A 23,221-nucleotide genomic window follows, 5' to 3' on the forward strand; every position below is an offset into this window, starting at 1 on the left:
TAGATGTTGGGACAACCAGCTTCTTCGCAAACCGTGTGCAGACCCTCGCGCTTGACCAGGCCCTTGAGTTCGGTGAACTCCGGACCCATCCGCACGCGCGTCTTGATCCACGACGGCTTCTTCTCGATCGGCGTCTCGCTGTTGCGCACCTCAAGCCGCAACAACTTCCGCCCCTCCGGTGCAGCACTCACGGGCTCCACCCTACGCCGGGGTTTTCCTGTGAACCGGGCCCGATCAACCCCCGGGACGGGCCGGAACGCACAGGGTTCTCCCAGAAGCTCTCCGGATTCCCCCGGACCGCCCCGGCACTCTCGCCGGCATGACAGCGATCGAAGTACGCGGGCTCACGAAACGCTACGGGCCCGACACCGTGGTGGACGACCTGTCGTTCACCGTCGAGCCCGGCCAGGTCACCGGGTTCCTCGGGCCGAACGGGGCGGGCAAGTCCACGACCCTCAAGATGATCACCGGCCTCGCCGCGCCGTCCGGCGGGTCGGTGACGATCGGCGGGCTGCGGTACCGGGACCTGCCGGTTCCGCTCACCGAGGTCGGCGCGCTCCTGGACGCGGGTGCGGTGCACGGAGCCCGCAAGGCGCGTGACCATCTCCTCGCACTCGCGGCGAGCAACCGGTTGCCGCGGCGTCGGGTCGACGAAGTGCTCGCCCGTACCGGCTTGGAGAGCGTGGCCGGACGGAGAGCGGGCGGGTTTTCGCTCGGGATGCGGCAGCGGCTCGGGCTCGCGGCGGCGTTGCTCGGCGACCCCCGGGTGCTGATTTTCGACGAACCGGTGAACGGCCTCGACCCCGAGGGCATCCGCTGGATCCGGAACTTCATGCGCTCGCTGGCCCGCGAAGGCCGCGCGGTGCTGGTGTCCAGTCATCTCATGAGCGAGATGGCGCAGACCGCCGACCATCTGGTGGTCATCGGCCGGGGAAAGCTGCTCTCCGACACCGCGACCCACGAGCTGGCCGGTCAGGAGGGGACGGTGCTCGTCCGCACGTCCGATCCGGACGGGTTCACGCGGCACCTGCTCGCCGCCGGGGCCAACGTGCGGGACGGTGCCGGGCGCGCGCTGGTCGTGTCCGGCCTGACCAGCGACGAGGTCGGAAAACTGGCCGCCTACCACGGGGTCGCGCTCAGCGAGCTCACGCCGCAGCAGGTTTCCCTCGAGGACGCGTTCCTCGCGCTCACCGAGGACAGCATCGAGTACCAGGGGGCCGCGGCATGATGATCTCCGGAACCCTCCGGGCGGAGTGGATCAAGCTCCGCAGTCTGCGTTCTACCTGGTACACCGTGGGCGGCCTGTTCTTCGCCGGGATCGGCATCACCGCGCTGGCGACGTCCTCGGCGAGTGCCGAGTACGCCAAAGCGACGGCCGCGGAACGCGCGGCTTGGGACCCGACCAGCCTCAGCCTCAAGTCCTTCATCATCGCGCAGCTGATCATCGGGGTGCTGGGCGTTCTGGTCGTCACGTCGGAGTACGCGACCGGCCTGATCCAGTCGTCGCTCACGGCGACGCCGCGGCGGTCGCGGCTGCTCGCGGCGAAGGTGGTGCTCGCCGCCGCGGTAGCCGTCGTGGCCGGGCAGGTGCTGATGTTCGCCGCTTTCCTGATCGGGCAAGGGTTTCTCGCCGGACAACGGTTGCCGCACGCGAGCCTCGGCGATCCTGGGGTGTTCGGTGCTGTGGCGGGCGGCGGGCTGTATCTCGCCGCGATCGCGCTGCTCGCGGTCGGCCTCGGCACGCTGATCCGGGCGACCGCGGGCGCGTTGGCCGCGCTGGTCGGGATCGTGCTGCTGGTGCCCGCGGTCGCGGGCGTCTTCCCGGACTGGATGCAGTGGCTGTTCACGTTCTGGCCGTCCAAGGGCGCGGCGGCGATCTTCTCCGTCAAGCTCGATCCGGCGTATCCGGACCCGTGGCTCAACCTCGCCGGTCTGTACGCCGGTGTGGTTGTGGTGCTGGCAGCCGCTTTCGCGGCCTTCCGGCGGCGGGACGTGTGACTGCGGTCTCCGTACGCTGGAGTGCATGGCAGTGATGACGCCCGCGCGTCTGCTGGTGGTCGACGACGAGGCGACCGTGCGGGAGCTGCTGTCCGCGGCGCTGCGGTTCGCCGGGTTCGAGGTGAGGTCCGCGGCGACCGCGGGCGAAGCGGTCGCCGCGGCCGAGGGGGAGCCGCCTGACCTGGTGCTGCTCGACGTGATGCTGCCGGACGCGGACGGTTTCGAGGTCGCCCGGCGCTTGCGCGAACGGCATCGGCCCGGCCGGAGCGGGCCGGTCCCGGTGCTCTTCCTCACCGCCCGCGACCGGCAGGCGGACAAGGTCGCCGGACTGTCGCTGGGCGCCGACGACTACGTGACCAAACCGTTCGACCTGGAGGAGCTGATCGCCCGCATCCGCGCGATCCTCCGGCGCACGCAAGGACATCAGGAGGTGGTGAAGGTGGGCGAGCTGGTGCTCGACGCGGACGGCCACCAGGTGACGCGGGCCGGGCAGCCGGTCCGCGTCTCCGCCACCGAGTTCCGGCTGTTGCGGTACCTGATGGAGAACGCCGGGCGCGTGGTGTCGAAGGCGCAGATCCTCGATCGGGTGTGGCAGTACGACTTCGGCGGCGACGCCAGCATCGTCGACACATACATTTCCTATGTGCGGCGCAAGGTCGACACCGGCGACCCCAAGCTGATTCACACCGTGCACGGCGTCGGTTACGTGATGCGGGAACCGCGGCGGTGAGGCATCCGCTGCGCCGGATGTCGTTGCGCACCCGGCTTCTGCTGATCACCGCGGGTCTGTTGCTGGCTGGGCTCACGCTGATCAGCGCCGTCGTCTCGGACAGCCTGGAGCGTTACCAGCTCGACCGGATCGACACCCAGCTGCGCGGTTTCACCGAGCTGATCGCGCGGGTGCCGCCCGGCGGACTGCCCGCCGGAGACGCCCGGACGAAGACGCTCGATCCGGCGCTGGACCTCATCGACGCCCCGTACGTGCTCTATCTGGACGCGAACGGCGCGGTGACCGGCGGGATCCATTCTTCGCGGCTGGCGGCGGAAACCCTGCCCTCGCCCGAGGATCTGCGGTCGCTTCCCGTCCACGGCGCGCCAGCCGATCTGCGGGCCGGTTCGGAGCGCTGGCGTGCGGTCGCGGCACCGGCGCCGGGCGGGACCGTGATCGCGGCGGCTCCGCTCGCCGAGGCGGACGCCCTGATCTCCCGGCTGCGGCTCAGCAGCGTGCTGACCGGCTCCGTGCTGCTCGTGCTGCTGACCGGTGCGGGCTGGTTCGCGCTTCGCGGCGGATTGCGTCCGTTGCGCCGGATCGAGCACACCGCGGCGGCGATCGCCGGGGGCGACCTCAGCCGCCGGGTGCCCGGGATCGCCGCGCCAGGAACGGAAATCGGGCGCTTGGCGGGGTCGCTCAACACCATGCTCGGACAGCTGGAGCGCGCCTTCGCCGACCGGACCGCCTCCGAGGCGCGGATGCGGACGTTCGTCGCGGACGTCAGCCACGAACTGCGCACGCCGCTTTTCGGGATCAAGGGCACCGCCGAGCTGTACCGGATGGGCGCGCTCCCCGGACAGTCCGATGTAGACGAAGCCATGCACCGGATCGACCGGGAGGCGGTCCGGCTCGCCGCGCTCACCGAGGACCTGCTTTTGCTTGCCCAGCTTGACGAAGCTCCGGAAGCGCAGCTCGACCGCGCGCCGATGGACCTGCGCACGCTCGCCGGCGACGCCCGGCATTCGTTGCGCGCGCTCGACCCGTCGCGGCCGATCGAGTTGACCGGTCCTGGCGGCGAGGGCGTGCCCGGTCCGGCTCCGGTGAACGGCGACGAGGCGCGGCTTCGGCAGGTCGTCACCAACCTTGTCGGCAACGCCGTCGCGCACACTCCGCCGGGCACCGCGGTCCGCATCGGGGTCGGGACCGCGGGCGGCCGGGCGGTGCTGGAGGTGGCTGACGAAGGCCCGGGAATGACTGCGGCGCAAGCGAAACGGGTCTTCGACCGGTTCTACCGCGCGGACCGTTCCCGGACCAGGACAGCTGGGGCGGATGCGGGTCTCGGGCTGGCGATCGCCCGGTCCCTGACGCGAGCGCACGACGGCGAGCTCGAACTGGAGACTGCCGTGGGCGAGGGTGCGTGTTTCCGGATCGCGCTGCCGTTGCTGGGACTCAGCGCGGATCAGGAGTGACGCCGGTCAGCTCGGCGGTCAGCTCCCACAAGGTGGTCCCGGCTTCCGGATTCCGGGCGGGCGCAAGGGTCCGCACCTTCGTCGGGCGTCCGCGCGCGACGAAGACCGGTCCGATGTAGTCGCCGCCTTCGATGCCGGGGGCGGTCGCGGCGTACAGCTGGGGCAGCGCGCCGCGTTCGACGCGTTGGGCCAGCAGCATTCCGCCGAGCTTGCCCACTTCCCGGAGCGTGGTGCGTACCAAGGGATTCTGGTACGAGCTCGCCATGTTCGTGGTCAGGCCGGTCGCGCTGTAGCCGGGATGCGCCAGCACGCTGAGCACAGTGGAATCCGCCGCGCGGAGGCGTCGGTCCAGTTCGATGCCGAAGGTTTGGTTCGACAGTTTCGCCTGGCCGTACGCGGCTGCCGCACGGTACGGGCGGTGTTCGGCATTCGGATCGTCCAGGTGCAGGTGTGCGCCGAAAGCGGCGACGCTGGAGAGCGTGACGACGCGGCCAGCCGGTGCGCCGCGCAAGGCGGGCATCAGCAGCCACGTCAGCGCGGCGTGGCCGAGGTGGTTCGTGCCGAACTGCAGCTCGAAACCGTCCGCGGTGCGGCCTTGTGCGGTGGCCATGACGCCGGCGTTGTTCATCAGCACGTCCAGCGCGTCGCCGGTGAGCTCGCGCACGGCCGCGGCGGCTTTCCGGACGGACGCCAGGTCGGCGAGGTCCACGCGGACGAGTTCGGGTTTGGCGCCCGAAGCGGCAGCCCGGACCTGGGCGAGCGCGGTTTCGCCGCGCTCCGGTGAGCGACAGCCGAGCAGCACGCGGGCGCCGTGTGCGGCAAGGACTTCCGCCGAACGCAGGCCGAGGCCGGAATTCGCTCCGGTGATCAGGACGGTCCGGCTGCTCTGGTCGGGGATCCGGGCCTCGGTCCAGCGTTCGTTCATCGGGTCAGCTAACTACACGTCAGGCACTCGGCGCGAGCAGGCGCATCAGATGCCCGACCGGGCCGCGCCTGCGGACCGGGCCCGCGTCGCCCGCGCGCATCAGCGCGTCGAGCGTCCGCCCGACCTTGACGATCTCGTCGGCCGGTTCGCCCGGTTCGGCGAGACCGGCGGTGAGCGCCAGCGTGTGCAGTTCGATGCGGTGCAGCGGTTCCAGTGCGGGGCAGCGCTCCAAAGCGCCGTCCAGCACCGCGCGCAGGTCTTCGTGGTCGTGCTGCGCCTGCCGCCACGCGCGAGTGACGGCGTCGACCTGGTCGCCGGGCACGTCCGCCTCGTCGGGATCGGCGAACTCGGCGCGCAGGTAGCCGCTGAGCAACTGCGTCCACTTGTACTGCAGTGCCAGCAACAGGTTCTCTTCGGTGCCGAACTCTTCGGCGGCACCCGGGATTTCGGCCAGCGAAAGCGGCGCTTGCGGTGCGCGCCTCGCCTGGCGGACAGCGGCATCGAGGATCTCTCGCCGCCGGTAGAAGTCGGTCCAGCTCATGGTTGTGGCTCCCCTTCCGTGACCCGGGTCATACTGCCGGTCTGCGGCATACTCCCGGTACGGACCTGACGCAGCCAACATACCACGGGTATGGTCCGGCGGGCCCCGGCGTAAGGTTGTGAGCGTGCCGACAATGAGGTCCCGACGACTCGACTACTCCGAGTCGACCCGCTCCGCCCTGGTCGACAGCGCGGTCGAACTGTTCACCAAACGCGGATACGCGGGCACCTCGCTCGACGAGGTCGCCAAACGCGCCCGGGTCACGAAAGGCGCGCTGTACCACCATTTCAGCGGAAAGCAGGCGCTCTTCGAGGCCGCGTTCGAACAGGTCGAAAGCCTGGTCTACGACCGGCTGCAGAAGATCATGACCGGGGACGGCGAGCCGTGGGAGCGCGCGATGGGCGGGCTGCAGGCGTTCATCCGCAGCTGCCTCGACCCGTCGTACCAGCGGATCGCCATCCACGAGGGACCGGTCGTGATGGGCTGGGAACGCTGGCGCGAGGCCGAGGAACAGTCCAGCTTCGGGCTCGTGCGGTCCGGGCTGCAACTGCTCGTCGACGCGGGCGAGGTGGAGCCGGTGCCGGTCGACCTGACCGCGCGGCTGTTGTTCGGCGCGCTGTCGAGCGCGGCCACCGAGATCGCGGGCGCGGCCGACCCGAAGAAGGTCGGGGCCGAGATCGAGGACGTCATCATGCGGATGCTGTTCCGGCTGCGCCGTCCGGCCGCCGACCAGGAACGGCCCGCCGCGGGCTGATCGTTTCGCCGTTAGGCTGGCGGACATGGACTTGAGGATCTTCACCGAACCCCAGCAGGGGGCGAGCTACGACGACCTGCTGCGGGTCGCGCGGACCACTGAGGCCGCGGGCTACGACGCGTTCTTCCGCAGCGACCACTACCTCAAGATGGGCAGCGCGGACGGCCTTCCCGGGCCGACCGACGCGTGGATCACCCTCGCCGGCCTCGCCCGCGAGACCGAGCGGGTCCGGCTCGGCACGCTCGTCACCGCGGCCACCTTCCGCCACCCCGGCCCGCTCGCGATCTCCGTCGCGCAGGTGGACCAGATGTCCGGCGGGCGCGTGGAATTCGGCATCGGCACCGGCTGGTACGACGACGAGCACACCGCCTACGGCCTCACCCTGCCGCCGCTCAAGGAGCGCTTCGACCGCTACGCCGAGCAGCTCGCGGTGATCACCGGCCTGTGGAAGACCCCGGCGGGGGAGAAGTTCTCCTACTCCGGCGACTATTACACGCTCGCTGACTCGCCCGCGCTGCCGAAGCCCGCGCAGTCGCCGGCGCCGCCAGTGATCATCGGCGGCGGCGGCAAGAAGCGCACCCCGGCGCTGGCCGCGCAGTACGCCGACGAGTTCAACCTGCCGTTCGTGGACGCCGAAACCGCGCTCGCGCAGTTCGAGCGCGTGGACGCGGCGGCGGAGGCGATCGGCCGCAACCCCAAGGAGATCCTGCGCTCGGTCGCGCTCGTGCTGGCGGCGGGCCGGGACGAGGCCGAGGTCGCGCGCCGGGCGTCCGCGATCGGCCGGGAGACCGACGAACTGCGGGCCAACGGCCTGGCCGGGACCGCGGCGGAGATCGTGGACCGGATCGGGCAGTGGCGGGAGAAGACCGGGATCACCCGGCTCTACCTGCAGGTGCTCGACCTGTCCGACCTCGACCACATCGAGTTCGTGGCCTCCGAGGTCGCACCTCAGCTGGACTGAGCCGCCGAAAGTACGTGAGGGGAACCCTGAGGGAATCTGATTCCCTCAGGGTTCCCCTCACGTACTGGTTAAGGGAGCAGGGCGGCGATTCCGTCCAGGACTCGTTCCAGGGCGAAGTCCTCGGGGGCGGCGGCTGGGAACTCGCGAGACTCCGCTAGTTCGGCCAGATGCGGGTAGTCGCCTTCGGTCAAGCGTGGTTGCAGGAAAGCTCGCACTTCGGCGGCGTACTCGGTGGATTCCGGCGAGTCCGGGTCGGCCACAGTGCGTCGGCGGTCAGCAGTTGCTCGGACTACCGCCGAGACCAGTTCCGAGCAAGACAGAGCGTCCACTGTGGACAAACCGGCCGCAACAAAGATCGCCAGCAACTGCTCAGTCCAGCGGAGGCGGTGTGGGGTCAAGCCCTCGCGGACGTCCAGCAGCCACGGGCGCGCTGCGTATCGCTTGGTAGCGGCATCCGCCCAGGTGCGGACGGCGGAGCGCCAGTCCAGGCCAACCGGAGCAGCGGGAGGCGGGCCGAAGCCTGCCTCGGCCAGGAGGATCAGCAGCTCGTCCTTGGAACTCACGTAGCGGTACAGCGCGTTGGTCGTCAGGCCCAGCGCGGACGCGATGTTCGGCAGTGACGCGGCGGTCAGGCCTTCGGTGTCGGCCAGTTCGACGGCTGCCGCTACGACCGCCTCTACGGTGTGCGACGGCTTCGGTCCTCGGCGGGGACGGGGGGCGCCCAGCCAGGCTGGGGTCAGGCCCGGCGGCAGGGCTCGGGGATCGGGCTCGATCGGCATCTTTCGCTCCGGTACGTCTTTCAGTAAACTGTGCAAGTCTTACACTGATCTGGTCTGGGGGCGAGCCAACGTGAGCGAGACCAACCGGTTCGGATTCGGGAAGGTCACCGAATTGGACCGGAAGCTGGCGGCTACCGAGGTTGAGCACGCCCGTTCCGAAGGGGTCTGCGACGGGCAGGAAGCGGCTCGAAGGCTGGCTCGGATTCGGCTTGCCGGGTCGCACGCGGCGTTGCGGGCCGCGGTCGAAGGGCGTGCGTCCGGGTCGCCGCCTCCGCTGCTGGAGGCCGCGCCGAAGCTCGCGTTCGGGCTCTGGGCGGTGGTCGCGGCGGTCAACACGCTGATCTGGTTCGGGATCGGGGTGATCGGCGGGCAGTGGGATCCGCTGTGGCTGCTCTGGGTCTATCTGGGCGGCGGAGTGCTGGTCGCGGGCGTGTGGAGCGTCCGGGACTTCGACCGGCGGGCGCGGGCCACGGCCGGCCGGGCGTCCTGAGCGGAACCCCTGGGGTTCCCCCGTCAGCGGGAGTCCGCTAAACTGTGCAAGCCTTACGCAATTAATCCCGACTCCGTCGAAGCCGTATTGGGGGGCCTCATGTCGGAGAGCACCGAGAAGACCCGCTCCGGGAGCGGACTCGCTCGCCGAATCGTCACGATCGCCTGGGCCGCCATCACGGGGGTCCAGTTCGTGATCTGGCTGCTGATGAGCCTCATCAGCATGTCCTTCAAGTCGCCCTTCTGGCTGTGGACGCTGGGCGGAGGCGCGATCGTGCTCGCGGTCTGGTGGTCGCTCGAGCGCCGCGGTTCCGGGAACGGATCGGAGTGAACGACGTGCCCACCACCACTTCCGTGGCAACACCGGTCCAGCTGGACGCGGTGCACAAGACGTACGGCCGCGGCGAGAGCGCCGTCGAAGCGCTCGCCGGCGTGTCCGTTGCCTTCCCGGCAGGCACCTTCACCGCGGTGATGGGCCCGTCCGGGTCCGGCAAGAGCACGCTGCTGCACTGCGCGGCGGGGCTGGACACGCCGACCTCGGGCACGGTCACCCTTGTGGGGACCGACCTCAAGGGCAAGAACGAAACCCAGCTCACCGAGCTGCGCCGCGAGCACGTCGCGTTCATTTTCCAGTCGTTCAACCTCATGCCGGCGCTGAACGTGGAACAGAACGTCACGTTGCCGACGCTCCTGGCCGGCCGCGCGCCGGACAAGGCGTGGGTGGACCAGGTGATCGCGCGCGTCGGGCTGTCCCAGCGCGTGAAGCACCGGCCCGGCGAACTGTCCGGCGGGCAACAGCAGCGCGTCGCGATTGCCCGTGCGCTCGCCGCCCGCCCGGCCGTGGTGTTCGCCGACGAGCCCACCGGCGCGCTCGACACCACCACCGCGCTCGAGGTGCTCGGCCTGATGCGCGAGCTGGTCAGCGCGGGCCAGACCATCGTGATGGTCACCCACGACCCGGTCGCGGCGTCCCACGCGGACAACGTGCTGTTCCTGGTCGACGGCCGGATCGTCACCCAGATGGCCACGCCCAGCGTCGACGCGGTCGCGAGCACCCTGGCGCACCTCGGCGAGCAAGCGAGGAGGCAGCGGTGAGTTCGCGGCGAGTGGTGCTCGCGCTCGCGCTGTCGAGCCTCCGGTACCGCGCGGCGGCGTCGCTCGCGTCGTTCGTCGCCATCCTCATCGGCTGCGGTCTGCTGATCGCGTGCGCCGGGCTGTTCGAGACGGCGATCGTGCTGAAGGCCGCGCCGGAACGGCTGTCCGCGGCGCCGCTCGTGGTCGGCGGGTCCGCCGGGTTCAAGCTGCCCGACGAGGAATCCCAGGTCGTCCCGTACGCCGAGCGTGCGGTGCTGCCGGAGGACCAGGTCGCGAAGATCTCCGCGGTGCAGGGCGTCGGGCAGGCGGTGCCGGACGTGTCGTTCGCGACCGTGCTGCTGCACGACGGCGCGCCCGCCGAGTCGGGTGCGGCTGTCCTTTCCGGACACGGCTGGGATTCGGCTTCGCTGGGCGGATACAAGCTCACCGAGGGCGCGGCCCCGAACACGCCGGGGCAAGTGGTCATTGACGCGACTACTGCGGCCGCGGCTGGGCTGCACGCGGGTTCGGCCGTTGACTTGGCGGTGAACGGGCAGCGGCAGTCGTTCCAGATTTCCGGGATCGCGCAGCCTTCGCAGACCGTGCGCGCGCCCGCGTTCTTCTTCTCGGTCACGGATGCCCAGCGGTTCAACCCGCATCCCGGCACGGTCGGGCTCGTCGGCGTTTTCCCGGCTGCCGACGTCGACGCGGCGGACCTGGCGGGCAAGATCTCCGCGCAGGTTCCCTCGCTCACCGTGCTGACCGGCGACGACCGCGGTTCGGCCGAATTCCTCGGCGTGAGCGGAAGCCAGCTGCCGCTGATCCTGCTCGCGGCGGTGTTCGGCGGCATGGTGCTGGTCGTGATGGCGCTGGTCGTCTCCGCGACGATCAGCCTCACCGTCCGGCAGCGGCAGCAGGAACTCGCGCTGCTGCGGGCGACCGGGGCAACGCCGAAACAGGTGCACCGCATGGTCGTCATGGAGACGATGGCGGTCGGCGTGATCGCGGCGGTGTGCGGGGCGTTCCTGGGCAGCCTGCTCGGAAACTGGATCTTCAGCACCAGCGGCTCGCTCGGCATCGTGCCGGACGAACTCGCCTTCACCCAGGACATCATCGCGTTCGCGGGCGGGATCATCGTCACGCTCGCGATCACCTTCGGGGCCGCGTGGTTCGCCGCGCTGGCCGCCGCGCGGGCCCGGCCCATCCAAGCGCTGGCCGAAGCGGCGATCCCGGGCGTCAAGGTGAACGCGATGCGCCGGATGGGTGCGTTGATCTGCGGCGCGGCCACGGTTCTGCTCGCCGCGACCACGATCTTCATGCCCGCCGACACCGCGGCGGCGATCGGCGGACCGGCGGTGCTCACCGGTGCGATCGGCGTCGCGCTGCTCGGCCCGGAGATCATCGCGTGGGTGGTGGACCGGTTCGGTCCGTTCGTGCGCCGGGTCGCCGGCCGCGACGCCACGCTCGCGGTCATCAACACCCGGGCGCGGGCGGTCGCGTTCGCGGCGGTGCTCACGCCGATCACGCTCGCCAGCGCGGTCGCGCTCGGCAACGTGTATTCCGAGACCACCGCCCAAAAAGCGCAGATCGCCGCGTATGCCGGGCAGTTGAAGGCGGACGCGGTGGTCAGCTCGACCGCGGGCGGGTTCTCGCCGGACGAGCTCGCGCAGATCCGCAGCACGCCAGGGGTGGCGACCTCGTCGCCGCTCGTCACCAGCTCCGGCTGGGTCGAGGATCCCTACGACGGCAACGGAAGCGATCCGCTGCGGCTGCTGGGTGTCGCTGCGCAGGACCAGGGCGGCACGGTGCTCGCCACCGAGGTCACCGAAGGCTCGCTGACGCAGCTGCGCGGGAATTCCGTGGCGCTGCCCGCGTCGGTCGCCGAGAAGCTGGAAGTGAAGGTCGGCTCGAACATCAAGATGCGGCTCGGCGACGGGGCGCAGGTCCCGGTGACCGTGGTCGCGCTGCTGGACAGCCCGTCCAGCTACGCGAGCATGATCCTGCCCGCGGACCTCCTGGCCGCGCACACCACCAGCGGCCTGGCGTCGCAAGTGCTCGTGCGGGGCGGGGACGCCAGCGCGGTCGTGTCGGCGCTGTCCGACCGGGCGAAGGATTGGCCCGGGGTCACGGTCGGCGACGACAGTGCGCTCGCCGCGAGCTTCCAGGCGAGTGCTGATGTCGAGGCGCTGATCAACTACCTGCTGGCCGTGCTCGCCATCGCGTACGCCGCGATCGCCGCGGTGAACACGCTCGCGGTGGCCGTGCTGGCTCGCCGACGGGAGTTCGGCGCGCAACGGCTCGCCGGTGCCGATCGCGGGCAGGTGCGGCGGATGTTGTTCGTGGAAGGCGGGATCGTGGCGGTGACCGGGCTGGTGCTCGGCATTGTGATCTCGCTCTTCACCGTGATCCCGATGGCGCTGACCACCGGCGAGATCATTCCGTCCGGGCCGATCTGGGTGTTCCTCGGCGTGGTGCTCGCGATCTTCCTGATCGTGTGGCCGGCGACCGCGCTCTCGGCAAGGCTGGCGATGCGCCGCAACGCGATCGAAGCGGTGAAAATGCCCGGCCAGTAACGGTTTCTAGGGGTACGCCGGGCCGGCCCGGGGTGGATAGTCTCGTGACGACTGTCCGCACCGGGCCGGCCCGGTCTTTGTCGTATCTGGAGTGATCCCCATGCGTGTACTCCTGGCCGCGCCGTCGTCAACGGCCCGTCTCCACACTCTGGTGCCGCTGGCGTGGGCGCTGCGAAGTGCCGGGCACGACGTCAAAATCGCCGGACGGCCCGCGTTCGTCGAGGAAATCCTCCGCACCGGCTGCGTCGCGGTCGAGCTCGAGGACGGCGACGCGGCGCTGACCGAATCCGCGGCGCTGGTCGAGTTCGCGCAATTGTGGCGGCCTGCGGCGGTGATCTCGAATGCCTCCGCCGGAATCGCTGCCGCCCGCGCGGTCGACGCTAAGGCCGTGCGCGTGCTGGGAACAGCTGATGAGCCGGACGTTGCCGCGGACCTCACGCTCGATGTCGTTCCGCCTTCCTTGCGGGAATCTCCCGGACAGCCGTTGCGGCACGTGCCGTACTTCGGTCCGGTTGAGATCCCGACTTGGTTACGCCGCAAGGCGCGTCGGGCTCGCATTCTTCTGTCGCTGAATGATCCGTCGTGGTATGAGCCGGTCTTCCGGGAACTGTCCGATGTGGATGCTGAAGTCGTCTGTGCGGCAGAGTTGCCCGCTGGGCTCGAATTGCCGCAGAAATTGAAGCTCGTCGACGCCGCGCCACCGGCCGCCGTATTGCCGACCTGTGCGGCGGTGGTGCACGACGGCGACGAGGCTTTGGCCCTTGCCGCGGTGGCGTACGGACTGCCGCAGCTGTCGTTGGCCGAATCCGCCTTCGGTACCCGCGTCACGGCGGCGGGTGCGGGGCTTTCCGGTGCTGCAGAAGGGATTTCCCAGCTGACGGACGAAACGCTTCGTGCCGGTGCGAGCGCGTTGCGTGCGGAGGTGGCCGCGTTGCCGGCCCCCCGCGTGGTCGCCGCCGCGCTGGCCAGCTGAATGTGGGGCCGCTAGGGGTGGGGGCACGCCAGCGCCGTCGGTAGCGTTCCCGACGTGGCACTTTCCACCCTTTTTCGCGGTTAGGCGGGGCGATTGGCGTGAGTAGCGACTTCCAGTCCGGCGGCGAGAACGAGCGCAAACTGCTCGCATACCTCAAACGCGCGACGACCGATCTTCGCGAAGCGAAGCGGGCACTGCAAGAAACGCGCGAGCGTGCCGGCGAGCCGATCGCGATCGTCGGCATGGCCTGCCGGTACCCGGGCGGCGTCACGTCGCCCGAGGACCTGTGGAACCTCGTCGCTACCGGAACCGACGCGATCGGCGGCTTCCCGGAGGACCGCGGCTGGCCGTTGGACACGCTGTACGATCCCAGCGGCGAGCGGCCCGGCACCACGAACACGCGCGAGGCCGGATTCCTTTACGACGCAGCGGAATTCGACCCGGAGTTCTTCGGCATCTCGCCGCGCGAAGCGCTCGCGATGGACGCACAGCAGCGGATCCTGCTGGAGACCTCGTGGACTGCGCTGGAGCGGGCCGGGATTGTGCCGGAGACGTTGCGCGGCAGCGAAACCGGCGTGTTCACCGGCGTCATGTACCACGACTACGCCGGACACGCCGCCGCTGGCAGCGTCGTCTCGGGACGCGTCGCTTACGCGCTCGGGCTCGAAGGCCCGGCGGTGAGCGTGGACACCGCGTGCTCGTCGTCGCTCGTCGCGCTCCACTGGGCCGCGCAGGCGCTTCGCCGCGGTGACTGTTCGCTGGCGCTGGTCGGCGGCGTGACAGTGATGGCCACTCCCGAAACTTTCGTGTATTTCTCCGAGCAGCGCGGGCTTTCCGACGATGGCCGGTGCAAGGCGTTCGCCGCCGCGGCCGACGGTACGGGCTGGGGCGAGGGCGCGGGCGTCCTCGTGGTCGAGCGGCTTTCCGAAGCTCGCCGCAACGGCCACCCGGTGCTCGCCGTGATCCGCGGCTCCGCGGTGAACTCCGATGGCGCGTCCAGCGGCCTGACTGTCCCTAATGGACCCGCGCAGCAGCGAGTGATCCGCCAGGCGCTGGAATCGGCCGGGCTGACGACGGCGGATGTCGACCTTGTCGAGGGTCACGGCACGGGCACGAAGCTCGGCGATCCGATCGAGGCGCAGGCGCTGCTCGCGACCTACGGCCAGGACCGCACCGAGCCGCTGTGGCTGGGCTCGCTCAAGTCGAACATCGGACACACCCAGGCCGCGGCCGGGGTCGGCGGCGTGATCAAGGTCGTGGAAGCGATCCGGCACGGCGTGCTGCCGAAGACCCTGCACGTCGACGCGCCCTCGCCGCACGTGGACTGGTCGGCCGGCGAGGTCGAGCTGCTCACCGAGGCCCGCCCGTGGCCGGAGACCGGACGCGCCCGCCGCGCCGCGGTGTCGTCGTTCGGGATCAGCGGGACTAACGCGCACGTGATTGTGGAACAGGCCGAGCCGGTCGAGGAGGCCGCCGCGCCAGCTGAGGTGCCGGTGCTTGCGTGGCCGGTGTCTGCGGACAGCGCCGACACCCTCGATGCCCAAGTGAACCAGCTCTCGGACCTCGAAGGCTCGTCGACCGATATCGGTTTCTCCCTGGCCACCACTAGGTCCGCGCTCGACCATCGCGCGGTGCTCGTCGGTGCCACGCGTGAGGTGGTTCGTGACCGCCGCACCAACGGCCGTACGGCGTTCCTCTTCACCGGCCAAGGAGCGCAGCGGGCCGGGATGGGCAAGGAACTCGCCGCTAAGTACCCGGTGTTCGCCGAGGCTTTCGACGCTGTGTGCGCCGAACTCGACCCGCACCTGGACCGTCCACTGCAGACGGTCCTCGACGATGCCGCCGAGCTGGAGCGCACCGGCTTCACCCAGCCCGCGTTGTTCGCCGTCGAGGTGGCGCTGTTCCAGTTGTTCGCGGCGTGGGGGATCAAGCCGGACTTCCTGCTCGGCCATTCGATCGGTGAACTCGCCGCCGCGCACGTCGCCGGGATTCTCTCGCTCCCGGACGCGGCGGCGTTGGTCGGCGCGCGGGCTCGGCTGATGCAGGCGCTGCCGTCCGGCGGTTCGATGGTGGCCTTGCAGGCGACCGAGGGCGAGGTTACGCCGCATCTGACCGGGCAGGTCAGCATCGCCGCGATCAACGGTCGGGATTCGGTGGTGCTTTCCGGCGCCGAAGATGCTGTTGCCGCAGTGGTGGCGGAGTTCGGCGGAAGGAAGTCTTCGAAGCTCAAGGTGTCGCACGCGTTCCACTCGCCGCTGATGGAGCCGATGCTCGCCGAATTCGCCGTCGTGGCGGAGAAGCTCACCTACGCGAAGCCGCAAATCCCGATCGTCTCGACTGTCGGCGGACACGAGAATCTGTCCACTTCGGACTACTGGGTGCGCCAGGTCCGTGCCGCAGTCCGGTTCCACGCCGGGGTCGAGAAGCTGGTGGACGAAGGCGTCCGGACGTTTGTCGAGATTGGACCGTCCGCAGTCCTCACCGCCGCCGCCCAGAACGGGTTCGACGACGACACCCTCGCCTTCGTCCCGTCCCAACGCAAGGATCGCGGCGAAGCGGTGACGGCTGTCACCGCGTTCGCGACCCTGCACGCCCGCGGCGTCCCGGTCGACTGGACCGCGTTCTACCCAGGCGCGCGCCGCGTCGAACTGCCGACCTACGCCTTCCGCCGCACCCGCTACTGGCTCCCCGCAGACACGACCAGCGGCGACGCGACCGAGCACGGCCAGCGGCCCGCCGAACACCCGATGCTCAGCTCGGTCGTCCACCTGCCGGAAACCGACTCGGTGGTGCTCACCGGCCGGTTGTCCACCACCAGCGTCGGCTGGGTCGCCGACCACGTCGTGCTCGGCACGATCCTGGTTCCGGGGACGGCGTTTGTCGAGCTCGTGCACCGCGCCGCCGCCGAGGTCGGTTGCGCGCACATCGAGGAACTCACCCTCGAAGCGCCGCTCACCCTCACCGAAAGCGCGGCAATCCAGGTATCCGTCGAGGCACCGGACGAGAACGGCCGTCGCACGGTCACCGTCCACTCGCGACCAGACAGCGCCGAATCCTGGACCCGGCACGCGAGCGGTTTCGTTGCCCCGAATGCAGAACTTCCGTCATTCGACCTCACCGAATGGCCGCCCGCCGGTGCCACCAAGGTCGAGCTGGACGACCCGTACACGACCCTCGCCGCGCTCGGTTACGACTACGGCCCGGCTTTTCAGGGCCTGCAGGCGATGTGGCAAGACGGTGATGTCATCTACGCCGAGGTCACGCTTCCCGACGGTGCCGAAGCCCGCGACTACGGCGTCCATCCCGCCCTGCTCGACGCCGCCATGCACGCGCAGCTCCTCGGCCCGGCCCCGGAGGGCGGTGCCGAGCCGATGCTGCCGTTCTCCTTCAGCGGCACCACAGTGCACTCACCGGGCGCGTCGACGCTGCGGGTCCGAGTCGCCCCGGCGGGTACTGACACGATCACCCTGCAGATCGCCGACGCCACCGGCGGCCCGGTCCTGACCGTCGAGGCACTCGCCGCACGGGCGCTCAAGCTGACCCCGGCGAAAGACACGCTGTACCGCGTCAAGTGGGAGTCCGTCGAGAACATCGGCGAACAGCACGACTTCCGGATCCTCGAGGTGTCCACTTCGGGGCGTCGAGTGCCGGAAGCCGCGCGCGCCGTCGCCGCGAAGGTGCTGGCCGCGATCCAGGAAAATCTCGACGGAGACGGTCGCCTCGCGGTCGTCACCCGCGGAGCGGTGTCCGTCAACGGTGAGGACGTCGATCCGGCGCTCGCCCCGGCCTGGGGACTGGTCCGGGCTGCTGCGGCGGAGAACCCCGGCCGCTTCGCCCTGGTCGATGGCGACCCGGAGACCGCGCTGGCCACCGGTGAGCCGGAGACCGCAGTCCGCGACGGCCAGGTCTTCGCTCCGCGATTCACCACCGTCACTGCGGAACCGACCGAACTGAACTGGGACAAGGTGCTGGTCACCGGCGGTACCGGCGGACTCGGTGCCGTCGTCGCCCGGCACCTCGTGACCAAGCACGGCGTGCGGAACCTCGTCTTGACCAGTCGCAGGGGAGCGAACGCTCCCGGTGCGGCCGAGCTGCGCGACGAGCTGACTTCCCGAGGCGCGACGGTCGCGATCGAAAGCTGCGACGTCACCGACGCGGAGTCGGTGCGGGCGCTGCTCGCTAAGACCGGCCCGCTCTCCGCGGTCATCCACGCGGCGGGCGTACCGTCGGCCGGCCGAGTCGAGACGCTCACCGAGGAAGAAACCGCCCGCGTCTTCGCCCCGAAGGTCGACGGAGCCTGGCACCTGCACGAGCTGACGAGCGACCTCGACGCGTTCGTCCTGTTCTCGTCGGCCGCCAGCACGGTCCTCGCGGCCGGCCAGGCTGGATATGCCGCGGCCAATGCCTTCCTCGACGAACTGGCCGAACACCGTCGCGCACAAGGACTTCCGGCGACCTCGCTCTGCTGGGGCGCGTGGTCCGAGGACGGCGGCATGGCGGGCGAACTGTCCGAAGCGGACTTCCGTCGTCTCCGCCGCCTGGGCACGCCGCCGATGGCGACCGCCGAAGCGCTTGCTCTGCTGGACGCCAGCCTCGCGTCGACCGAACCCGTGCTCGCGCCGGTCCGCCTGGACCAAGCCGCACTGCGCGCCCGGACCGACGACCTCCCGCCGGTCCTCCGGAACATGGTTCGCCGCCCAGCCAAAAAGGCACCGGCCGCGACCAGGCTGGCGACCGTCCCCGAGGCCGAACGCGAGGAGTACCTGCTGGGCCTGGTGTCCGAGCAGGTCGCGGCGATCCTCGGCTTCGCGAACGCCGCGGCGGTCGAGCCGGAACGCGCGTTCCAGGAGATGGGCTTCGACTCCCTCACCTCCGTCGAGCTGCGCAACCAGCTCGGCGCGCGCACCGGGTTGAAGCTGACCGCGACCATCGTGTTCGACCACCCGACTCCGGCCGCGCTGGCCCGGCGGCTGCACGAACTGCTCGGCGTCGGCCGCGGTCCGGCCGAGCCGCTGCTGACCGAGATCGACCGGCTGGAAACCCTCCTCGGGGGCGCGGCCGGAACGCTGAACGGGTCGACCGCGAAGGTCACCGCGCGGCTGGACGCCTTGGTGCGCAAGTGGGCCGACGCGCACGCCGGAGCCGAAACCGAAGCCGATCTGGACGAGGCCACCGACGACGAGCTGTTTGCCGTCCTGGACGACGAATTGGGCATCTCATGAACGGGCAGACCATGAGCAACGAGGACAAGCTCCGCGACTACCTGAAGCGTGCGACGGCCGATCTCAAGCAGGCCCGCCGCCGGCTGCACGAGCTCGAGGCGCGCGACACCGAGCCGATCGCCATCATCGGCATGAGCTGCCGCTACCCCGGGGGCGTGCGGACGCCGGACGACCTGTGGGACCTCGTCGACGAGGGCCGCGACGCGATCGGGGAGTTCCCGGCCGACCGCGGCTGGGACATCGAGGGCGTCTACGACCCGACGCCCGAGCGGCCCGGGAAGACCTACACCCGGCACGGCGGTTTCCTGTACAACGCAGCGGATTTCGACGCCGAGTTCTTCGGCATCAGCCCGCGCGACGCCCGCCGCGCCGACCCGCAGCAGCGGATCCTGCTCGAAGCGTCCTGGGAGGCGTTCGAGCGCGCCGGGCTCGACCCGCACGGGCTCAAGGGCAGCTCGACCGGCGTCTACGCCGGCGTGATGTACCACGACTACAGCGGCGGCAGCCCCGACGGCAGCCTCGTGTCCGGCCAGGTTTCCTACACTCTCGGCCTCGAAGGACCGTCGGTGTCGGTGGACACCGCGTGCTCGTCTTCGCTGGTCGCGCTGCACATGGCCGCGCAAGGGCTGCGTCGCGGCGACTGCTCGCTCGCGCTGGCGAGCGGCGTCGCGGTGATGGGCACGCCGGAGATGTTCGTGGACTTCTGCAGCCGTCGCGGTCTCGCGGCGGACGGCCGGAGCAAGTCGTTCTCCGACGACGCCGACGGTACTTCGTGGGCGGAAGGCGTCGGCGTTCTGGTCCTGGAGCGGCTTTCCGACGCGCAGCGCAACGGGCACCGGGTGCTCGCGCTGCTGCGTGGTTCGGCCGTGAACCAGGACGGGGCCAGCAATGGTTTCTCCGCGCCCAACGGTCCTTCGCAGGTTCGCGTGATCGAAGCCGCACTCGTGGATGCTGGGCTTTCGCTGTCCGATGTGGACGCTGTCGAGGCACACGGCACCGGAACTGCTCTGGGCGACCCGATCGAAGCCCAGTCGCTGCTGGAAACCTACGGCCAGCGCAGCAGTGGTGCGCCGTTGCTGCTCGGGTCGATCAAGTCGAACATGGGCCACCCGCAGGCCGCCGCTGGCGTTGCGGGCGTGATCAAGATGGTGCAGGCGCTGCAGCATGCTCGGCTGCCGAAGACGCTGCACGTCGGGACGCCGTCGAAGCACGTGGACTGGACGTCCGGCGCGGTCGAGCTGCTCACTGAACCGCAGGAGTGGCCCGAGGTGAACCGGCCGCGGCGGGCGGCGGTGTCGTCGTTCGGCGTGAGCGGGACGAACGCGCATGTGATCCTGGAACAGGCTCCGGTCGCCGAGGAGACCACTCCCGTATCGGCACCCGTCTACCCGCTGGCTCTGTCAGCGAAGACTCCGGCCGCGCTGGCCGAGTCCGCTGGGCAACTGGCTCAAGTGGACAGTGACCTCGCCGACGTCGTGCACACGCTCGTCGCCGGTCGCGCGCCGCTGGACCATCGCGCGGTGGTCGTCGCACAGGACCGCAAGCAGGCCGAGGAAGCCTTGCGCGCCTTGGCTTCCGGCGCTTCCCGTCCGGACGTGATCACCGGCACCGCAGACGTGCGTGGCCGGACGGTCTTCGTCTTCCCCGGCCAGGGTTCACAGTGGACTGGCATGGCGCTCGACCTCATCGAGCAGTCCCCGGCCTTCGCCGCCCGAATGTCCGAATGCGACACCGCGCTGCGGAAGTTCACCGACTGGTCGGTCATCTCCGTTCTCAACGGCGAACCGGGTACCCCGCCGGCCGACCGGGTCGACGTCGTGCAGCCGATGCTGTGGGCGGTCATGGTTTCGCTGGCCGCGCTGTGGCGTGCGCACGGCGTCGAGCCGGACATGGTGATCGGCCACTCGCAGGGCGAGATCGCCGCGGCGACTGTCTCAGGTGCACTGTCGCTTGAGGACGGTGCGCTGGTGGTTGCGCTGCGCAGCAAGGCGATCGGCGACATCCTTGGCGGACGCGGTGGCGGCATGCTCGCGGCTGGTCTCCCGGCCGCCGAGCTGGAAGAGCGGCTCGGTGCGTGGGACGGCCGGATCTCGGTCGCGGCCGACAACGGCGCGACGTCCGCGGTGCTGTCCGGCGACACGGAAGCGCTCGAAGAGCTGCGCGACCAGCTGGTGGCCGAAGGCTTCCGCGCCAAGCTGGTCCCGGTGGACTACGCGTCGCACTCGGCGCACGTCGAACACCTCTCCGACCGGCTGCTCGCCGATCTCGGCCCAATTCAGCCGAAGCGCGGCGAGGTCGCGATGACCTCCACGGTCACCCTTGACGCGGTCGAAGAGTCCACTGTGGATGCCGCGTACTGGTTCGCCAACCTGCGCCGCACGGTCCGGTTCGCCCCGGTCGTCGCGCAGCTCGCCGAGGCTGGCTACACCCGGTTCATCGAGATCAGCCCGCACCCGGTGCTGGCGATGAGCATCCAGGAGACGCTGGACGAAACCGGGCACACCGGCTCGGTCGTCGGGACCCTGCGCCGCGACGAGGGCGACCTGACCCGGTTCGCGACCTCGATGGCGGAGTACTCGGTCCGCGGCGGCTCGGTCGACTGGCTCTCGCTGGTCCCCGGCGGCCAAATCGTGGACCTGCCGACCTATCCGTTCCAGCACAAGCGTTTCTGGCACGAGGAAGAAGCCGCCACCGCGGAAACGGCGACCCCGGTAGCCGACCAGGAGTTCTGGCAGGACGTCACCGGCGGCGATGTAGACGCGCTCGCCACAAGGCTCGGCGTCGGAACCGGCCCGCTCGCCGAGGTCGTCCCGGCACTGGCCGCCTGGCACAGCCGCCGCACCGAACTGTCCACGGTGGACTCCTGGCGGTACCGCGTGTCCTGGGCGCCGCTCTCCGGAGTGACCAGCGGACTCACCGGCAGCTGGCTGATCGTTGTCCCCGCCGGAGTCACGCAAGCAACCGACCTGGCGGACGCGCTGGCCGAACAAGGCGACGTTGTCCGCCTGGTCGCCGCCGACTACACCCGCACCGCGTTGGCCGACCTGCTCGGCGAGGCAACCGCAGTTCGCCCCTTCGACGGCGTCCTGTCGCTGCTCGCCTTCACCGAGAACCCGACGCTCACCACCATCGCGCTCCTGCAAGCCCTGCGGGACAACGAGATCGACGCTCCGGCCTGGGTCGTCACCCGAGGCGCGGTGGCAGTCGACGCCTTCTCCGACGCCGACCCCGAAGCCGCGTCGGTCTGGGGCCTCGGCACCGTGGTCGCCCTGGACCAGCCCGGCAGCTGGGGCGGCCTGATCGACGTCACGGACGCATCAGACGCGGCGAAGCTCGCCGCCGTCGTCTCTGGCATCAACGACGAGGACCAGGTCGCGATCCGGCCGTCCGGAGTGTTCGCCAAGCGCATGGTCCACGCCCCGCTCGGCTCGGACGTCGCCGAGCCGTGGCAGCCGCGCGGCACCGTGCTCATCACCGGCGGCACCGGAGCGGTCGGCGGCCATGTCGCGCGCTGGCTCGCTTCTCGCGGAGCAGAACACCTGGTGCTGACCAGCCGTCGCGGCCTCGAGGCCGAAGGCGCGCGTGAGCTGGTCGAGGAGCTGTCCGACACCCGCGTCACCGTCGTGGCCTGCGACGTTGCCGACGAGACAGCGTTGTCCAAGCTGCTCGCCGAGTACCCGCCGACCTCCGTGGTGCACGCCGCCGGAGTGCTGACCCGCGAACCCGCGCTGGCCGACGTCACGCCGGAGGAGTTCACCGCCGCAATCCGCGCGAAGGTCACCGGGGCCGCGCTGCTCGACCGGCTGCTCGGCGACACCGAACTCGACGCGTTCGTCCTGATGTCCTCCGGTGCCGCGGTGTGGGGCACCTCCGGCCAGCCCGCCTACGGCGCCAGCAACGCCTACCTCGACGCGCTCGCTCGCCGCCGTCGTGCGGCCGGGCGTACCGCGACCGCGGTGGCCTGGGGTTCCTGGGGCGGTGGCGGCATGGTCGACGCGGATGCGAGCGATCTGTTGCGCCGCATGGGATTGGCCGAGATGGACCCGCGGCTGGCCGTCGAAGCACTCGGCCAGGCGCTCGACCACGACGAGTCCCAACTGGTCGTCGCGGACATCGATTGGGCCGCGTTCGCGCCGGTCTACCAGCTCGCCCGGCCCCGCCCGCTGCTGCGCGGCATCCCCGAGGCGGCGGCCGATCAGACCGACGCCGAGCCGGTGGGCGCGGGCGACCTCGCCACCCGGCTGGCGTCGCTGAGCCCGGCCGAACAGCGCCGGACCGTGCTGGACCTGGTGCGCGGCGAAGTCGCCGCGGTCGCCGGGTACGACGACGGCGGCGCGGTCGAACCCGCGCGAGCGTTCAAGGAACTCGGCTTCGACTCGGTGACCGCCGTCGACCTGCGCAACCGGCTCGGCGCCGGCACCGGGCTGAAGCTGCCCGCCACGGTCGCGTTCGACCACGTCAACCCGCAGGCGCTGGCCGAGCACCTGTGGAGCCAGCTGTGCGCGGGCGAGACGGAGGTCCCGCTCGAAGCCGGGCTCGACCGGCTCGAAGCGGCGGCCGCCGCGCTCGACGCCGCGGAGATCGACCGGTCCCGCATCCTGCCCCGGCTGCAGGCGGTCGTCGCCGCGCTGCACCAGACGCTGTCCGGCGGCCAATCCGGCTCCGAAGCGCTCGAAGCGGCCACCACCGACGAACTGTTCGCCCTCATCGACGACGAGCTCGGCGCCTGACCACCCGCCCTTGATTCTGCG

General features: G+C 70.5%; 15 protein-coding genes and 2 pseudogenes. 13 read left to right on the forward strand and 4 right to left on the reverse strand.

Annotated features, from left to right (window positions below; translation table 11 throughout):
- Nucleotides 1–191, reverse strand: a pseudogene (locus ACWDNU_RS14280) (lipoyl synthase); the annotation flags it as partial.
- 128 nt (nucleotides 192–319) lie between these two features.
- Between ACWDNU_RS14280 and ACWDNU_RS14285 the strand changes: the two are divergent.
- From ACWDNU_RS14285 to ACWDNU_RS14300, 4 genes are read left to right on the forward strand one after another with little or no spacing between them, the layout of a single operon-like run.
- Entirely contained in the window at nucleotides 320–1,228 is a 909-nt protein-coding gene (locus ACWDNU_RS14285; RefSeq protein ID WP_449669116.1) for an ABC transporter ATP-binding protein, read from the forward strand.
- On the forward strand, nucleotides 1,225–1,998 hold the full coding sequence (locus ACWDNU_RS14290; protein ID WP_449669117.1) for an ABC transporter permease: 774 nt from the start codon (nucleotides 1,225–1,227) through the stop codon (nucleotides 1,996–1,998). Before ACWDNU_RS14285 ends, ACWDNU_RS14290 begins: the two co-directional genes overlap by 4 nt.
- Before the next feature lie 34 nt (nucleotides 1,999–2,032).
- The gene (locus tag ACWDNU_RS14295; protein ID WP_449669181.1) at nucleotides 2,033–2,728 is read left to right on the forward strand and encodes a response regulator transcription factor; all 696 of its coding nucleotides are present in this window, start codon (nucleotides 2,033–2,035) and stop codon (nucleotides 2,726–2,728) included.
- A gap of 17 nt (nucleotides 2,729–2,745) precedes the next feature.
- A complete protein-coding gene (locus ACWDNU_RS14300; protein ID WP_449669118.1) occupies nucleotides 2,746–4,179 on the forward strand; it encodes a sensor histidine kinase in 1,434 nt (477 codons plus the stop codon).
- On the opposite strand, the gene ACWDNU_RS14305 is transcribed toward ACWDNU_RS14300, so the two are convergent.
- Together ACWDNU_RS14305 and ACWDNU_RS14310 are read right to left on the reverse strand one after the other, a co-directional pair.
- Nucleotides 4,160–5,104 carry an oxidoreductase gene (locus ACWDNU_RS14305; RefSeq protein ID WP_449669119.1) on the reverse strand — a complete coding sequence of 315 codons (945 nt, stop codon included), beginning with the start codon at nucleotides 5,102–5,104 and terminating at the stop codon, nucleotides 4,160–4,162. The two genes, ACWDNU_RS14300 and ACWDNU_RS14305, sit on opposite strands and share 20 nt — an antisense overlap.
- Before the next feature lie 19 nt (nucleotides 5,105–5,123).
- Nucleotides 5,124–5,645 carry a hypothetical protein gene (locus ACWDNU_RS14310; RefSeq protein ID WP_449669120.1) on the reverse strand — a complete coding sequence of 174 codons (522 nt, stop codon included), beginning with the start codon at nucleotides 5,643–5,645 and terminating at the stop codon, nucleotides 5,124–5,126.
- A gap of 133 nt (nucleotides 5,646–5,778) precedes the next feature.
- Between ACWDNU_RS14310 and ACWDNU_RS14315 the strand changes: the two genes are divergently transcribed.
- Together ACWDNU_RS14315 and ACWDNU_RS14320 are read left to right on the forward strand one after the other, a co-directional pair.
- Nucleotides 5,779–6,399, forward strand: coding sequence for a TetR/AcrR family transcriptional regulator (locus tag ACWDNU_RS14315; protein WP_354751052.1), 621 nt, complete (start codon nucleotides 5,779–5,781; stop codon nucleotides 6,397–6,399).
- Nucleotides 6,400–6,424: 25 nt separating this feature from the next.
- Nucleotides 6,425–7,360: an LLM class F420-dependent oxidoreductase gene (locus tag ACWDNU_RS14320; RefSeq protein WP_344268423.1), complete on the forward strand. Its 936-nt coding sequence runs from the start codon at nucleotides 6,425–6,427 to the stop codon at nucleotides 7,358–7,360.
- 68 nt (nucleotides 7,361–7,428) lie between these two features.
- Here the strand turns inward: ACWDNU_RS14320 and ACWDNU_RS14325 are convergent, their stop codons facing one another.
- A complete protein-coding gene (locus ACWDNU_RS14325; protein WP_449669121.1) occupies nucleotides 7,429–8,139 on the reverse strand; it encodes a TetR/AcrR family transcriptional regulator in 711 nt (236 codons plus the stop codon).
- A gap of 70 nt (nucleotides 8,140–8,209) precedes the next feature.
- On the opposite strand from ACWDNU_RS14325, the gene ACWDNU_RS14330 reads away from it, so the two are divergent.
- The 7 genes and pseudogenes from ACWDNU_RS14330 to ACWDNU_RS14360 all read left to right on the forward strand — a co-directional run bounded on the left by ACWDNU_RS14330 (nucleotide 8,210) and on the right by ACWDNU_RS14360 (nucleotide 23,200).
- Entirely contained in the window at nucleotides 8,210–8,629 is a 420-nt protein-coding gene (locus ACWDNU_RS14330) for a hypothetical protein (protein WP_449669122.1), read from the forward strand.
- 99 nt (nucleotides 8,630–8,728) lie between these two features.
- Nucleotides 8,729–8,959, forward strand: coding sequence for a hypothetical protein (locus ACWDNU_RS14335; RefSeq protein ID WP_344272109.1), 231 nt, complete (start codon nucleotides 8,729–8,731; stop codon nucleotides 8,957–8,959).
- Nucleotides 8,956–9,723, forward strand: a complete 768-nt coding sequence (locus tag ACWDNU_RS14340; protein WP_370934870.1) for an ABC transporter ATP-binding protein — start codon at nucleotides 8,956–8,958, stop codon at nucleotides 9,721–9,723. The genes ACWDNU_RS14335 and ACWDNU_RS14340 overlap by 4 nt, the downstream gene beginning before the upstream one ends.
- Entirely contained in the window at nucleotides 9,720–12,275 is a 2,556-nt protein-coding gene (locus ACWDNU_RS14345) for an ABC transporter permease (protein ID WP_449669123.1), read from the forward strand. The genes ACWDNU_RS14340 and ACWDNU_RS14345 overlap by 4 nt, the downstream gene beginning before the upstream one ends.
- A 100-nt stretch (nucleotides 12,276–12,375) precedes the next feature.
- On the forward strand, nucleotides 12,376–13,248 hold the full coding sequence (locus tag ACWDNU_RS14350) for a nucleotide disphospho-sugar-binding domain-containing protein (protein WP_449669124.1): 873 nt from the start codon (nucleotides 12,376–12,378) through the stop codon (nucleotides 13,246–13,248).
- A gap of 215 nt (nucleotides 13,249–13,463) precedes the next feature.
- A pseudogene (locus ACWDNU_RS14355) lies at nucleotides 13,464–18,470 on the forward strand (SDR family NAD(P)-dependent oxidoreductase); the annotation flags it as partial.
- Nucleotides 18,455–23,200, forward strand: coding sequence for a type I polyketide synthase (locus ACWDNU_RS14360; protein ID WP_449669182.1), 4,746 nt, complete (start codon nucleotides 18,455–18,457; stop codon nucleotides 23,198–23,200). The pseudogene ACWDNU_RS14355 and the gene ACWDNU_RS14360, both read left to right, overlap by 16 nt.
- Nucleotides 23,201–23,221: the final 21 nt, after the last annotated feature.

Source organism: Amycolatopsis sp. NPDC003676, assembly GCF_053587275.1.